The 14,081-nt window shown below is 64.6% G+C and carries 9 protein-coding genes and 1 rRNA gene; all 10 read left to right on the top strand.

What is annotated here, in order from left to right; translation table 11 throughout:
• The first annotated feature begins 164 nt into the window (after positions 1–164).
• Positions 165–1,736, top strand: a complete 1,572-nt coding sequence (locus ACFPB1_RS16235; RefSeq protein WP_379227135.1) for an SWIM zinc finger family protein — start codon at positions 165–167, stop codon at positions 1,734–1,736.
• Positions 1,733–4,654 carry a DEAD/DEAH box helicase gene (locus tag ACFPB1_RS16230; protein WP_379227133.1) on the top strand — a complete coding sequence of 974 codons (2,922 nt, stop codon included), beginning with the start codon at positions 1,733–1,735 and terminating at the stop codon, positions 4,652–4,654. Before ACFPB1_RS16235 ends, ACFPB1_RS16230 begins: the two co-directional genes overlap by 4 nt.
• 52 nt (positions 4,655–4,706) lie before the next feature.
• A complete protein-coding gene (locus ACFPB1_RS16225) occupies positions 4,707–4,949 on the top strand; it encodes a hypothetical protein (RefSeq protein WP_379227131.1) in 243 nt (80 codons plus the stop codon).
• Between the two features lie 176 nt (positions 4,950–5,125).
• Positions 5,126–6,103 (top strand): aldo/keto reductase, encoded by a 978-nt coding sequence (locus tag ACFPB1_RS16220; protein WP_379227129.1) that lies wholly within the window; start codon positions 5,126–5,128, stop codon positions 6,101–6,103.
• A 297-nt stretch (positions 6,104–6,400) separates the two neighbouring features.
• A complete protein-coding gene (locus ACFPB1_RS16215) occupies positions 6,401–7,807 on the top strand; it encodes an extracellular solute-binding protein (RefSeq protein ID WP_379227127.1) in 1,407 nt (468 codons plus the stop codon).
• A 109-nt stretch (positions 7,808–7,916) separates the two neighbouring features.
• Entirely contained in the window at positions 7,917–8,801 is an 885-nt protein-coding gene (locus ACFPB1_RS16210; protein ID WP_379227125.1) for a carbohydrate ABC transporter permease, read from the top strand.
• Entirely contained in the window at positions 8,798–9,691 is an 894-nt protein-coding gene (locus tag ACFPB1_RS16205; RefSeq protein ID WP_379227123.1) for a carbohydrate ABC transporter permease, read from the top strand. Before ACFPB1_RS16210 ends, ACFPB1_RS16205 begins: the two co-directional genes overlap by 4 nt.
• Before the next feature lie 75 nt (positions 9,692–9,766).
• Positions 9,767–11,569, top strand: coding sequence for a cache domain-containing sensor histidine kinase (locus ACFPB1_RS16200; protein ID WP_379227121.1), 1,803 nt, complete (start codon positions 9,767–9,769; stop codon positions 11,567–11,569).
• Entirely contained in the window at positions 11,566–13,251 is a 1,686-nt protein-coding gene (locus ACFPB1_RS16195) for a response regulator (protein ID WP_379227119.1), read from the top strand. Before ACFPB1_RS16200 ends, ACFPB1_RS16195 begins: the two co-directional genes overlap by 4 nt.
• 437 nt (positions 13,252–13,688) lie before the next feature.
• A 16S ribosomal RNA gene (locus ACFPB1_RS16190) occupies positions 13,689–14,081 on the top strand; the annotation flags it as partial.

Here is a 14,081-nt window from a genome sequence, read left to right as displayed (position 1 = left end):
GTTCGCAGGAACGTTCGACTCGCGGCAGGGCGCTTCGCGCCATCCTCCGGCGGGTCTTTTTGTTTTTTGCGGACCGCGGGCGGGCAACTTCGCGCTTGCTCGCTTTATTCGCCGCCGAATGTGGTATAATGGCGGGAATGGGCATACACGAACGGAGGGTCGCCATGAGCACGTTTTTTCAGCTGGAGGACGGGCGGCTTCGGGCGCTGGAGGCCGCGATCGCAAGCGGCATCCCGCTCGACGTGCTGGAGAAGGGATTCGATTATTACCGCCGGGAGAAGGTGCTCTCCGTCCAAGCGATGGAGGGCTTCTCCATCTATGGCGTTGTGAAAGGGACGGCGATCTATGCCGTCACGCTGGACACCGACGACTTCGCGTTCAGCACGTGCACCTGTCCCGTACGGGGAAGCTGCAAGCATATGGCGGCCGTCTTCTACGCGTATTACGCGTCGATCGGTGAGAGTGCCGATGAGCTGCATAACCGGCTGCTGAACGGCCTCGCGCCCGAACCGGACGCGGCGGCGGGGCGGCCGGCATCGGACCCGTCGTCGCTCGAGCACGCGCCGGACCGGTGGCTGGGCGACATGGAGGCGCGGCACGGCGAGACGTGGCGGCAGTGCCGTCACTCGCTTCATCCGCTTCAGTCCGTCCTGACCGCGGTCAAGGCGGCCTCCAAGCTATGGAGCGAAGGGCTGCGCCGGCTGCACTGGATGCACGGCATCGTCTTCGTGCTGGAGCAGGCCGAGCGGGCATACGGGCATACGGACAGTTACAGCCGCTATTATTACGAGATGGCGTTCGCCCGCATGACGGAGCCGTGGATCAACCAGTACCAGGAGCTCGCGGCCGAGCTCGAGCCGGCGGCGCTGACCCCGGAGGAGCGTGCGGCCGTGAACGGCCTGTTGGCGTTCTTCCACGCCCGGGACATGGACCGCGAGCAGCAGCTGCACCGGTGGGAGACGCTCTACTTCGCGCTGTGGTCGCGGCTGATCGGCGACGCCGGCTGGGCGGCGAACGAAGAGGCGCAGCTGCGCGCCGAGCTCGACCGGACGCAGGGGGAGCGCGGCTTGTTCTTCGTGCCGATGGCGCTCGCGTACCTGGCCTTCGCGGACGATCGGGACGACGACGCGATGGCGCTGCTTCGCCGGACTACGTTCAACCGCACGGCGCTGCTCGCGTCGGACTGCGCCCTGCAGCGACTGGAGGAGCGGAACTGGGACCGGCTGGAAGCGTGGATGGCCTATCTGTACGCCGGGCTGTCGGTCGACCGCAAGTCCAAGGCGTTCGGGCCGTTCTTGACGATGTGCCGGCTCGCGGACCGGCAGCAGCCGGACAATCCGAGCTGGCAGGGGCATCTGATGTCGTTCCTGCCCTACTCGTACTCGGCGCTGACGGAGCATTGGCTCGACATGCGGCAGTACGAGAAATGGGCCGACCTGCAGCTCCTGTTCGGCATCGAGCCCGACGAGATCGACGTCCAGCTCGTCCGGGAGATCGGCAAAGCGGCGCCGCGGGTGCTCTATCCGCTGTACCACCAGGCGATCGACGGGGCGATCCGCTCACGCAACCGCCAAGGCTACCGGCAGGCGGTCAAATTAATGAAGCGGCTGGAGAAACTGTATAAAGCGGAGCAGCAGGGCGAAGCCTGGAGCCGCTTCGTCGACGGGATCGTGCGGAAGCATCAGCGGCTGCGGGCGCTGCAGGAAGAGCTGTGGAGGGGAAAGATCGTCACATGAGAGGATTCACGGGCGCGGAAACGATCGTAGTGGACGGATTTTGGAAGGACGGCGAGGGCGTCGTGCTCGCGGCCGCGCATGCTGCCGGGCTGACGACCCGGCTGCGCCGGCTGCTGTTCGCCTGGCACGAGGCGTCCTGGTACGGCGCGGAGATCGAGGAGACGAACAACGAGCGGCTGAAACGGACGGAGATGCTGCTGACGCCGGCAATCGCCATGGATTATCTGTCGGCGCCCCAGCCCGTCCGGCTGCTGCGCGTGGAATGGACGGCGCGCGCCGCTGCGCTGTCCGAGCTGGCGGCGCTGCTGCGGCAGGCGCTGCTGAACGGCTGGTACACGCCGGACTGGTCGCGCTGGCGGCCCGAGGCCCGCGCTTGGCGCCTCGATGTGCCGCCGCGCGAGGCCGGCGCGCTGGCGGCCTGGCGGGCGCTCGTGCCGCGGCTCGAGGCGAGCGGCGATCTCGGCGCCGTGCAGGGCTGGCTCGATGGGACCGTCGAGGAGCTGATCGCGACGAATCCGGCGGCGGAGCAGGCTTGGCGCGGCGCCGCCGCGGCGGCGGGCGAAAGTGCGCTCGCGATGAAGGCGGCGGACGAGGACGATTGGCTCGTCTCGATCGGCATGAAGCGGGACCACGTGCCGTTCCGCATCGCGCTGCAGCTGCTCGAGCCGGTCGAGGGCCGCGGCTGGCGGCTGCGGCCGGCGCTGCAGGACCGGGCGAGCGGCGGGGCGTGGTTCACGCTGGAGCCGTCCGCGGGCGATGGTTCGTTGGCGCTGCCGGACGATCTGCCGGCGGAGTGGCAGCCCCACGTCGCCGCGCGGCTCGAGCGCGAGGCCGCGAAGTGGGCGGCCGCGCTGGCGGACTGGAAGCGGTTCGGCGACGGCGCGAACGGCACAGAAGACGCGCCCGGCGAACGCGTCGGCGCGGCGGAGCTCACGGACGAGGAGGCGTGGCAGTTTCTCGAGCGCGAGAGCGTCAAGCTGCTGGCGGCGGGCTGCTCCGTGCTGCTGCCGGGCTGGTGGGAAGCCGCCCGCAGCCGAAAGCTGAAGCTGAAGGCGAAGGTCAAGTCGTCTGTCGGTTCGTCGGACCAGTCGATGTTCGGCCTGCAGCAGATCGTCGACTTCGACTGGAAGCTCGCCGTCGGCGACGTCGACATGAGCGAAGCGGAATTCATGCAGCTCGCGGCCCAGAACAAGCGTTTGCTGCAAATCGGCGGGGAGTGGGTCCACCTCGATCCCGGCGACATGGAGCGGCTGCGCCGCTGGCTGAAGAAGAACGGCGCGAAGAAGGGCTTCACCATGCGCGACGTCTTCGAGATGCATTTGCGCGGCGAGACGGAGCTCGAACCGGAGAACGAGATCGGTGAGGCGCTCACCGCGGAGGTCGAGCTGAACGAGCATTTGGCCGCGTGGATCGCGCAGCTGAACGAATCCAGCGAGCTGCCGCTCGTCGAGAAGCCGAAGGCTTTCCAGGGCGAGCTGCGGCCGTACCAGCTCCTAGGCGTGTCCTGGCTGGCGTTTCTGCGCCGCTTCGGCCTCGGCGCTTGCCTGTCCGACGACATGGGCCTCGGCAAAACGATCCAGTTCACCGCGTATTTGCAGCATGTCATGGAGACGAGCAGTCTCGGCCCTTCGCTCCTCATCTGCCCGACGTCGGTCATCGGCAACTGGGAGAAGGAGCTGGAGCGGTTCGCGCCGGGCATCCGCGTGCTCGTCCATTACGGGCCGAAGCGGCTGCACGGCGAGGAGTTCGCGGCGGCGGCCGCGGACGCGGATCTCGTCGTCACGTCGTACACACTGGCGCCGATCGACGAGGCGGAGCTGACGGGCGTCGGCTGGGACGTCGTCTGCCTGGACGAAGCGCAGAATATCAAGAACTATTACACGAAGCAGTCCTCGGCCATCCGGCGCCTGCCGGCGAACCATCGCATCGCCCTGACGGGCACGCCGATGGAGAACCGGTTGACGGAGCTGTGGTCGCTGTACGATTTTACGAATCCCGGCTATCTCGGCAGCTTGAGCGATTTCCGCCAGGCGGTCGTCCTCCCGATCGAGAAGGACCGGGACGAAGAGCGGATCGCGGAGCTGCAGCGCTGGGTGAAGCCGTTCATGCTGCGGCGGCTGAAGAAGGACCCGGCCATCCAGCTGTCGCTGCCGGAGAAGAACGAGATGAACACGTACCTGTCGCTTACCGTCGAGCAGGGCGCGCTTTACGAGAACGTCGTCTCCGAGCTGATGAACGGCCTGGAGAAAGCCGGCGGCCTGCAGCGGCGCGGTCTGATCCTGTCCGCGCTGACGCGGCTGAAGCAGGTGTGCGACCATCCGAGCCTGCTGCTCAAGGAGGCCCGCGGCTCATCCGGAGCTTGGGATCCAGAGCGCTCCAACAAGCTGCTGCGGCTGCTCGAGATGGCGGAGGAGATCGCGGCGGAGGGCGAACGCTGCCTGATCTTCACGCAGTACGTGGAGATGGGGGCGGCGTTGAAGCGGCTGCTGGAGGAGCGGCTCGGCCTGCCGACGCCGTATCTGTACGGCGCCGTGCCGAAGGCGGAGCGGGACGCGATGATCGCGACGTTCCAGAACGAAGCCGAGCCGGGCTGCGCATTCGTGCTGTCGCTTAAGGCGGGAGGCACAGGGCTGAACCTGACCGCGGCCAACCATGTCATCCATTTCGACCGGTGGTGGAATCCCGCCGTCGAGAACCAGGCGACCGACCGGGCGTTCCGGATCGGCCAGCGCCGCAACGTGCAGGTGCACAAGTACGTGACGCTCGGCACGCTGGAAGAGCGGATCGACGACATGATCGCGCGCAAGCAGCTGCTGAACGAGCAGGTCGTCGGCGGCTCCGAGAATTGGATCACCGAGCTGTCGACCGACGAGCTGCGGGAGCTGTTCTCGCTGCGGAAGCATCGGCTGAAGGGCTAAACCGCGGCGCTGGAATCGGATGCGGCGCCGCGATGCGAAGGAGGGATCTATGATGGCGGAGGATCAAGAGGACGGACAGGGCGCGGCAGGACGGGCAGGAGCGGGACGCGATGCCTGGGCCGGGGCGCCGGAAGGCGCGTCCGGCGGCAAGCTTGCCGGCGGCGCGGAGCCGCCCGGCGGGGAACGGGCCGAGGGCGGACATTCCGACATCGGACCCGAAGGCGCTGCCCCGGAGTGGCGCGTCTTTTACCGAGCCGTGCGGGATGCGGTGCTTGGCATGCGCCCCGAAAAATAAGATGTCCTGACATACCCATAACCGCGTGCTTTTCATTATAATGAGGAAGGGAATCCTTTCCTCATTTTTTTGTTGCGCGTTTTGCCGTTCGAGAGTCCGGCGCGCTGCAGGCCGGCGAGGGCCAGGGCCGGAGCCGCCGTGCGGCCGGATAAACACAAACGAAGGAGCGATGGCAGATGAAGTACACGTATTTGGGACGTTCGGGCCTCAAGGTCAGCCGTCTGTGCCTCGGCACGATGAATTTCGGGGTCGACACGGAAGAGAAGGAAGCGTTTAAAATCATGGACGCGGCGCTCGACGCGGGCATCAACTTCTTTGATACGGCGAATATTTACGGCTGGGGCGAGAACGCCGGCCGCACCGAGGAGATCATCGGCCGCTGGTTCGCGCAGGGCGGCGGACGCCGCGAGCGCACCGTGCTCGCGACGAAGTTCCACGGCGACATGCACGACGAGACGGACGGCCCGAACCGGGAGAGCGGCCTGTCGGCGTACAAGCTCCGCCGGCATCTCGAAGGCTCCCTGAAGCGGCTGCAAACCGACCACATCGAGCTGTACCAAATGCACCACGTCGACCGCAACGTTAGCTGGGACGAGCTGTGGAACGGCTTCCAGGTCGCCCAAAACCAAGGCAAGATCGGTTACGTCGGCGCCAGCAACTTCGCAGGCTGGGATCTGGCGGTCGCCCAAGGCGAAGCGAAGGCGCGGGGAATACTCGGCCTCGTCTCGGAACAACATAAATATAACCTGCTCTGCCGTTTGCCGGAATTGGAAGTGCTGCCGGCGGCGCAGGGGCTCGGCATCGGCGTCATTCCGTGGAGCCCGCTCGACGGCGGCCTGCTGGCGGGCAACCTGAACCGCGGCGGCGCCGGCAAGCGGAGCGGCGACAGGGCGCGCGCGGACAAGCACGCGGCGCAGCTGACCGCGTACGCGGCGCTGTGCGACGAGCTCGGCGAACGCGAGGACGTCGTCTCACTGGCCTGGCTGCTCGCCAATCCGGCGGTGACCGCGCCGATCATCGGCGTCCGCACGCTGGAGCAGTTCGAGCGCTCCCTGCGCGTCGTCGACGTGGAGCTGGACGCTTCGACGCTAGCGCGCATCGACGAGATTTTCCCGGGACCGGGCGGCGATGCGCCGCGCGCGTACGCCTGGTAACGATGATGGATTTGCGTGATCGATCCAAAGATCGAACATGCAGCCTTCATCGATACAACGGACGACCCGCTCGCATTCGCCCGCTGGGGGGATACGATTCTCCGCATCGCCCGCCGCCCACAGGATGTTCGCGTCCTGTGGGCGTTTATTATTCTCCCTCGCCCAGGCGCCTCCGTCGAAAAGTCGCCCGCGCCCGTCGCATATTCGACCTCCCACCTTTTTCCATCCCCCTTTATAATACAAGTGTAAGCAGCGGCGGCATGAACGGATAACGATACGAAACGGGGAGGTCTTCTCATGAAGAAAGGCTTGACGGCGGCCGCGGCGACACTGATGTCGTCGGCACTCCTGCTCTCGGCTTGCGGTTCGTCGAACGGCGAGGGAGGCGCAAACGGCAATGACGGCGCGAACGCGGGCAACGGCGGCGGCGCGGCGAAAAAAGCGCCGAATGCGCCGGCGGATGGTACGGTCGGCACGGACGCCAGCGCGCCGAAGGACGTCGCCCTCTCGCTTCGCCACACGCAGATCAAGGAAACGAGCAAGGTCCGCCTGAACATTCTTCAGGACGTCGTCGCCAAGACGATCGCCGAGAATCCGGGCCTGAAAATCAATCTGGAGGGCATCGACGAGATCGTCAACCGCGACCAGAAGCTGAAAGCGGAGATGGCGGCGGGCAACCCGCCCGATATTTTCGAAGTGTTCGGCGGCGCGGACCTGAACCTGTACGTGAAGGCGGGCCGCATGCTCGACTTGACGCCGATCATTGAGGAGCTTGGCATCAAGGACCAGTTCGCGAGCCTCGACGAATTCACGGTCGATGGCAAGGTGTACGGCCTACCGTTCGGCGGCTACAGCGAAGGCATTTTCTATAACAAGCAAATGTTCGCGGACATGGGGCTGTCGATTCCGAAGACGTTCGACGAGCTGCTGGCGCTCGCCGATGCGATTAAGGCGCAAGGCAAGACGCCGTTCGCGCTGGCCGCGAAGGACGCGTGGGTCAACGGCATGCTCTGGAACACGGTCATGGAGCGCCACGTCGGCATCCAGGCGTTCGAAGGGCTCGTGATCGGCGCGGCCAAGTGGACGGATCCCGATTTCGTCGCCGGCTTCGCGGATTACGCCAAGCTTGTGAATAACGATTATTTCACCAAGGGCGCGCTCGGCCTGCCGTACGCGGAGCAAGGGGCGCGCTTCCTGAAGGGCGACGCCGCGATGGTGTTCACGGGCACGTGGGACGCGAACCGCTTTACCGGCGACGAGGCGGGCGGCCTGAAAGGCAATATCGGCTATTTCCCGTTCCCGGCCATTCCGGGCGGCAAGGGCGACCAGACGTCGATCAACGCCAGCTACTCCAACGGGTTCGGCTTCTCCTCCAACCTGACGGACGGTCAGCAGGCGATGGTTAAGGCGTTCATCCGCAACTTCTACACCGAGGACGTCCAGAAGCGGACGCTGCTCGAAGACAAGGTTTTGCCGTCCATGAAGCTGTCCGATCTGTCCGGCGTCGATCCGCTCATCTCCGAGGTGCTGCGGGTGATGGCCGGCGCGTCGTCCTCGTGGAAGGCGTTCGACGCGATCGTGCAGCCGAGCGTGGCCGCCGACGTCGGCGTCGGCCTGCAGGAGCTGATCGGCAAGGTGAAGAAGCCGGAGGACGTGGCGAAGGAAATCCAGGCGTCCCAGGAGAAGGCGAACGCGCAGAAATAAGCCGTGACGGCGATCCGCCCAGGGCGGGCCGCTTGCGATACGGGGAGGACGTCCCGCCGAACCGGGCGTCCTCTTGTCCGTTCGACCAGTCCACGATCAGGAGGTCCCCATGAACAAAACGCTGCGGAATCCATGGATCTACGCGGCCTTCGTGCTTCCGACCCTGCTGCTTTACGCGCTGTTCTTCGTCTACCCGGTCATCGTGTCGTTCGCGTACGGTCTGTTCCGGTGGGACGGCATCTCCGAGCGGACGTTCGTCGGCTTCGATAATTTCAGACGCCTGCTGCGCGACGCGGCGTTCGGCCGGGCCTTCGGCAACAACCTGCTCTTCATGGCGTTCTCGCTCGCCGTCAACATTCCGCTCGTGCTGGCCGTGGCGATCGCGATCGCCAAGGTCCGGCGCCTGCGCGGCTTCTACAAATCGGCCGTGTTCGTGCCCGTCGTCATCTCGACCGCCATCGTCGCGATTCTGTTCGGCGTGCTCTACGATTACGACGCCGGCTTGATCAACCAGGCGCTCCGGCTGGTCGGCGGGGAGAGCTGGGCCCGGGAGTGGCTGGCCGATCCGCACCTCGCGATGCTCGCCATTCTGATCGCGAACGCCTGGCAGAACGTCGGCTTCTTCATCGTGCTGTGCCTGGCCGCGATACTGAACATTCCGGGCGAGGTGTCCGCCGCCGCCAGAATCGACGGCGCGAACGGCTGGCGCGAGACGCGCCTGATCACGCTGCCGCTCATCCGTCCCGTCCTGTTCGTCATGCTGCTGCTCAGCGTATCCGGCACCCTGAAGGTGCTCGACATCGTCCAGATCATGACGAACGGCGGGCCGTTCCGATCGACGGAGGTCATGTCGACGTACATGCTGAAAGTCGGCTTCCGCTCCCTGGAGCTCGGGTACGGCAGCGCCATCGGCGTCGCGATATTCATCATCACGCTGGTCATGACCGGCATGCTGCAGCGCATCGCCAGGTCCGAGGGGGTGCAGGAGGGATGAAGCACGCCGCGTCCTTGAACGATTCCCGGCCGGATCCGGTCCGAACCGGACCTCGGCTGGCGGACCGGATCCGCCGAAGCCAGCTCCCGCTGCATCTGCTGCTGTGCGCCTATGTCGCGGTCACGCTGTTTCCGCTCGTCTGGCTGCTGCTCTCCTCGTTCAAGACGAACCGGGAAATCACCGTCGACACATGGGCGCTGCCGAAGCGGCTCGACTTGGCCAACTACAAGGCGGCCTGGGAGAGCGCTCATATCGGCCGGTACGCGCTGAACAGCCTCGTCGTCACGCTCGCGGCGTGCTTCCTGACGCTGCTGTTCGCTTCGGCCACCGCCTTCGCGCTATCGCGCATGCGGTACCGGGGGCTGAGCAAGCGGCTGTACGCGTTCGTGCTGGCAGGGCTGATCGTGCCGCCGAGCGCGGTGTTCATCCCGCTGTACCGGCTCGTGACGGAACTCGGGCTGATCGATACGCTGCCGTCGCTGATTTTGGTATACTGCACGTATGCGCTGCCGATCACGGTCTTCATTCTCCACGCCTTCATGCGGTCCGTCCCGCCCGAGCTCGAGGAAGCGGGCGTCGCCGACGGGCTGGGGGCAGCGGGGCTGTTCGCGAGGATCATCCTGCCGGTCACCGCGCCGGCACTCGTGACGGTGTTCATTCTGGCGTTCATCGGCAATTGGAACGAATATATTTTCTCCCAGCTATTCGTGACGACGGAATCCCTCCGCACGCTGCCGACCGGCATGGCGACGTTCAACGACGGCTACCGGACGAATTTCTCGTCCCTCTCCGCGGCCGTCATCATCGGCATCGCGCCGGTGCTGGCCGTCTACCTGTTCCTGCAGCGGCGGATCATCGACGGGATGACGGCGGGCAGCATCAAGGGCTGATCCCGCCGTCCGGCGCCCGTCCGGTCCATCCCGGCGCCCGCGAAAGCTGCGACATCGACAAGGAGCCCACCGCCCATGAACCTTCGCCCCAAGCTGCTGCTCGCCTTCATCGCGCTCATCGTCGTGCCGCTCATCGGGCTCGGCATCGTGTCGTTCCTTAATTCGGAGCATCTGCTGGAGAAGAAATACAGCGAGCAATCGGAAATTACCCTGAAGGCGGTCGGCGGCAACATCCGTTATTTTTTCCGGGAGCTGGACCAGCTGACGGACGCCAGCGTGACGAATCCGAGCGTGCAGGACGCGCTGCGCAGCTCCCGCGATTCCGAGAACGACGCGAGCCGGCTGATCGCCATCAGCCAGTATGAGAAAGCGCTCGGCAAGATCCTCTTTCAACATCCCGCGCTCAGCATGGTCGTGCTCTACGGCAGGGACGGCACGATGTTTCGCTCCTACCGCAACGACCCGACGACGTTCAAGCCGATCCCGTACGAACGGCTTCAAGCCCACCCCGTCTATCCCGAGATTCTGAAGCTCGCCGGCCGGCCGCTCTGGCTCGGTCCTTACGAGCAGCAAGAGCTGACGGGCACGGGCGCCGCGCTGTTCACGCAGATGCGGCTCGTCAAGGACGCCGACACGATGAACGATTCCGGCATCATGGTCACGCAGGTGAAATCGGACGAGGTCGACAGCATGCTGCAGGACTTCACGCTGACTGGCAGGCAGCAGACGCAGACCCGGTATCTCATCGTCGACCGGGACGGCCTCGTCCTGATGGACAGCGGCCATGAGCTCGCGGGCCGTCCGTTGGGCGCCGAGACGAAGCTGGACTTGCCGGCGGCCGCGCGGTACGCGAGCAACCGTGGCGTATTCGGGCAGCAGGACTCGCTGATATCCGCTTACGATCTCGACCGGAACGGCTGGGTGCTCGTCTCCGTGAAGTCGTGGCAGTCGCTGACGAGCGAGAACGTCCGCTTCGTCCAGTGGATCGGCGGGATCACGCTGCTCTGTCTCGTGTTCGCGATCCTGTTCAACATTTTCTTCGTCAGCGGAGTGGCCAAATCAATCATCCGCGTCGTCCGCAAAATGCGCCTCGTCGAGCAGGGCATGCTGGACATTCGCGTCCCGGCGAAGGGCAAGGACGAAACCGTGCTGCTCGCACGGAGCTTCAACAGCATGGTCGAGACGATCGGCCGGCTGCTGACCGAGGTGCGTCAGGAGCAAGGACGCAAGCAGCGCGCGGAAATGATGCTCATGCAGGCGCAGATCAAGCCGCATTTCCTGTTCAATACGCTGGAATCGATCAACGCCCTCGCGGCCCAGAACGAAGGCGCCAAAATCATGGCGATGGTCCGCCGCCTCAGCATTCTGCTGCGCACGAGCATGCACCATTCCGAGACGATCACGGTCCGCGAGGAAATCGAGCACGTCCGCAGCTACCTGGAGATTCAACAATACCGGTTCGAGGACATGTTCGGCTACGAGATCGACGTGGCGGACGACGCGCTGGACGGCATGATTTTGAAGCTGACGCTTCAGCCGCTCGTGGAGAACAGCATCCAGCACGGCTTCGAGGGGCTGCCGCGCACGGGCATGATCCGCATCGTCGTCACGGCCCGGGCGGAGGAGCTCGTATTCGAGCTTGCGGACAACGGCATCGGCCTGGACGAGGCGGCGCTTCAGCGGATCAACGGCCTCGGACGGCACCTGGCGTCCGGCAACGCAGCCGAGCAGGGCGAGCGGCGGGGACTTGGCCTGCATAACGTCGCGGACCGGCTGCGCATCCATTACGGGCCGAAGTATGGCCTGCGGCTTTGTTCGGCGCCGGGGCACGGGACGGTCATCCGGATTACGATTCCGAAGCAAGAGGTGAAGAGATGAACGGCAAAGTATTGCTCGTCGACGACGAGCCTCCGATCACGCGCAACCTGGAGAAGGTCATTCCGTGGAGCATGCTGGGGCTGGAAATCGCCGGCACGGCGAAGAATGGCGTCGAGGCGCTGGAGCTGCTGACGGCGAATCCCGCGGACCTCGTGCTGTGCGACATCCGGATGCCCGTGATGGACGGCCTGGAGCTCGTGCGGCAAATCCGGGAGCGCGGGCTGCCGTGCGACGTGATCATGCTGTCGGGGTACCAGGATTTCGCGTACACGCGGTCGGCCATTCAGTACGGCGTCAAGGATTACATCCTGAAGCCGATTCCGTACGACGAGCTGACCGGAGTCATCGCCCGCGTCATGGCCGAGCGGCGCAAGCGCATGCAGCGGGAGCAGGAGGAGCAGCGCAAGCTGGAGCGCATCATCGATCTGGCCAACGAGAAGCTCCTTTACGACGTCCTCATGGACTATACCGATTCCACGCCGGACAATTGGCTGCTGGCGGGACAGGAGCAGCTGCTCGGGGAACCGAAATACACGCTGATCGTGCTCGACATCGACGTTTGCTCGGAGGATGTGCGGGATTGGCGCGACTGGCCGGACAAGGAGCGGAAACGGTGGAATTTCGCCGTATGCAGCATCCTGCGGGACGCGCTGCGGCGCGGGGAGCTGCCGCATTCGGTCATTCAAATGCGCGACGGGGAATGGTGCGTGCTCGTGCTGGGCGGCGCGGACGATCCGCCCGGCCGCGGCGGCGCGGATGCCGAGCGCGACCAGCTGTGCGGCAAGCGCGTCATCGGCTGGGCGGAGCTGCTGCTGAAGTCCGTGCGGCAGCACGCGAAGCTCGGGCTGCATGCGGGCGTGTATTACAAAATCGCCGCGATGAATGAGCTGTCGGCGGCGTATGCGGCCGTCCGGCGCGGCATGCAGCTCGCCGCTGACGACGCGGCGATCGCCTTCTACGGCGGGGAACAGCCCGCGGCCTGCGAGCTCGGCCGGACGCTATGGGAGATCGCCGAGCGGCTCATCGCGGCGATGAAGCGCGGGGATGCCGCCGGCGTGGATGCCGAACAGCGGCGCATTGCGGAGCGGCTGCAGGGAGCGGGCGGCGTGCCCGAGGGGCGGCTGAAGGCGTGGCTGCATTTTCTCGCGCTCCACCTGATGCGGGAACTGAAGGAAGCGGGCCTGCTTCTCCGGGAGCAGGAGGAGGCGCTGTGGCGCAAGATGGACCGGCGTTTCGGCGTCAAGGACCTGCTCGCCGCCATCCGGCAGGCGTCGAGCGAAGGCGCGGCACGGTCGACGGACAAGCGGAAGCATTCCGAACTGCTGATGGCGCAGGCGAAGCATTACATCGACCGCCACCTGTTCCGCGATCTGAGCGTGGAGGAGGCCGCGACGCACGTCGGACTGTCGACGTCGCATTTTAGCCTGCTGTTCAAAGGCGCGTACGGCGAGACGTTCATCGAGTACGTGACGCGGCAGCGGATGGAGACGGCCAAGGCGCTGCTGCAGGACACGCCGAAGACCGTCGCCCAGATCGCGAAGGAGGTCGGGTACTCCGAACGCCGTTATTTTACTAAGGTGTTCATGAAGTATACCGGCCAAAATCCGACGGAATTCCGGATAGCGCCGCAAGGCGCGGCAACGTACGCCCAGGTCGAGGAAGAGCCGGAAGAAGAGCGGTGACCGCCGGTCGCCGTCTAGCAGAAGCAGCGGAACTCGCAGGGGAAGAAGCGGACGTCCCGAGTCCGAGGAACGGCGCTTGATCGGCTGGAGCAGGGAAAAGTTAGATTTCGAGATACTGTAAAATTTTACAACTTGCAACTCCATTCGACATCATGGTATATTCTAACTCCGGCCGGGACGCACGAACAACGGCACGGTGATCGAAATCGGAACAAGCCCGAAATTAAAGCTTGCCAAACGGTTACGAGATATGATATATTCTAATTCCGGTCATGAGCCGGACGATGAATGAAACACCATTTGTTCCTTGAAAACTGAACAATGAGCGACCTGTCAAAAGGTTTTAACAAGCTAGTATTTGAATGAGCTAACAAGCGAATTCATGCCAGCGGAATGCTCCATTTGAAGCTTTGGCTTCGAACGGAAACCAATCCGCTTTTATGGAGAGTTTGATCCTGGCTCAGGACGAACGCTGGCGGCGTGCCTAATACATGCAAGTCGAGCGGAGTTATTCCTTCGGGAATAGCTTAGCGGCGGACGGGTGAGTAACACGTAGGCAACCTGCCTGCAAGACCGGGATAACATTCGGAAACGAATGCTAATACCGGATACGCAGTTTCCTCGCATGGGGAGATTGGGAAAGGCGGCGTAAGCTGTCACTTGCAGATGGGCCTGCGGTGCATTAGCTAGTTGGTGGGGTAACGGCTCACCAAGGCGACGATGCATAGCCGACCTGAGAGGGTGATCGGCCACACTGGGACTGAGACACGGCCCAGACTCCTACGGGAGGCAGCAGTAGGGAATCTTCCGCAATGGACGAAAGTCTGACG

The sequence above is a fragment of the Paenibacillus sp. GCM10023250 genome (assembly GCF_042653205.1).
In the GTDB taxonomy this organism is placed as follows: domain Bacteria; phylum Bacillota; class Bacilli; order Paenibacillales; family Paenibacillaceae; genus Paenibacillus_Z.
Note: the sequence above shows the minus strand (reverse complement) of the source record. Positions and strands in the feature narration are given on the sequence as shown.

Coding starts and splice junctions, on each gene's coding strand:
- ACFPB1_RS16235 (WP_379227135.1), top strand. CDS start 165: ATGAGCACGTTTTTTCAGCTGGAGGACGGGCGGCTTCGGGCGCTGGAG.
- ACFPB1_RS16230 (WP_379227133.1), top strand. CDS start 1,733: ATGAGAGGATTCACGGGCGCGGAAACGATCGTAGTGGACGGATTTTGG.
- ACFPB1_RS16225 (WP_379227131.1), top strand. CDS start 4,707: ATGGCGGAGGATCAAGAGGACGGACAGGGCGCGGCAGGACGGGCAGGA.
- ACFPB1_RS16220 (WP_379227129.1), top strand. CDS start 5,126: ATGAAGTACACGTATTTGGGACGTTCGGGCCTCAAGGTCAGCCGTCTG.
- ACFPB1_RS16215 (WP_379227127.1), top strand. CDS start 6,401: ATGAAGAAAGGCTTGACGGCGGCCGCGGCGACACTGATGTCGTCGGCA.
- ACFPB1_RS16210 (WP_379227125.1), top strand. CDS start 7,917: ATGAACAAAACGCTGCGGAATCCATGGATCTACGCGGCCTTCGTGCTT.
- ACFPB1_RS16205 (WP_379227123.1), top strand. CDS start 8,798: ATGAAGCACGCCGCGTCCTTGAACGATTCCCGGCCGGATCCGGTCCGA.
- ACFPB1_RS16200 (WP_379227121.1), top strand. CDS start 9,767: ATGAACCTTCGCCCCAAGCTGCTGCTCGCCTTCATCGCGCTCATCGTC.
- ACFPB1_RS16195 (WP_379227119.1), top strand. CDS start 11,566: ATGAACGGCAAAGTATTGCTCGTCGACGACGAGCCTCCGATCACGCGC.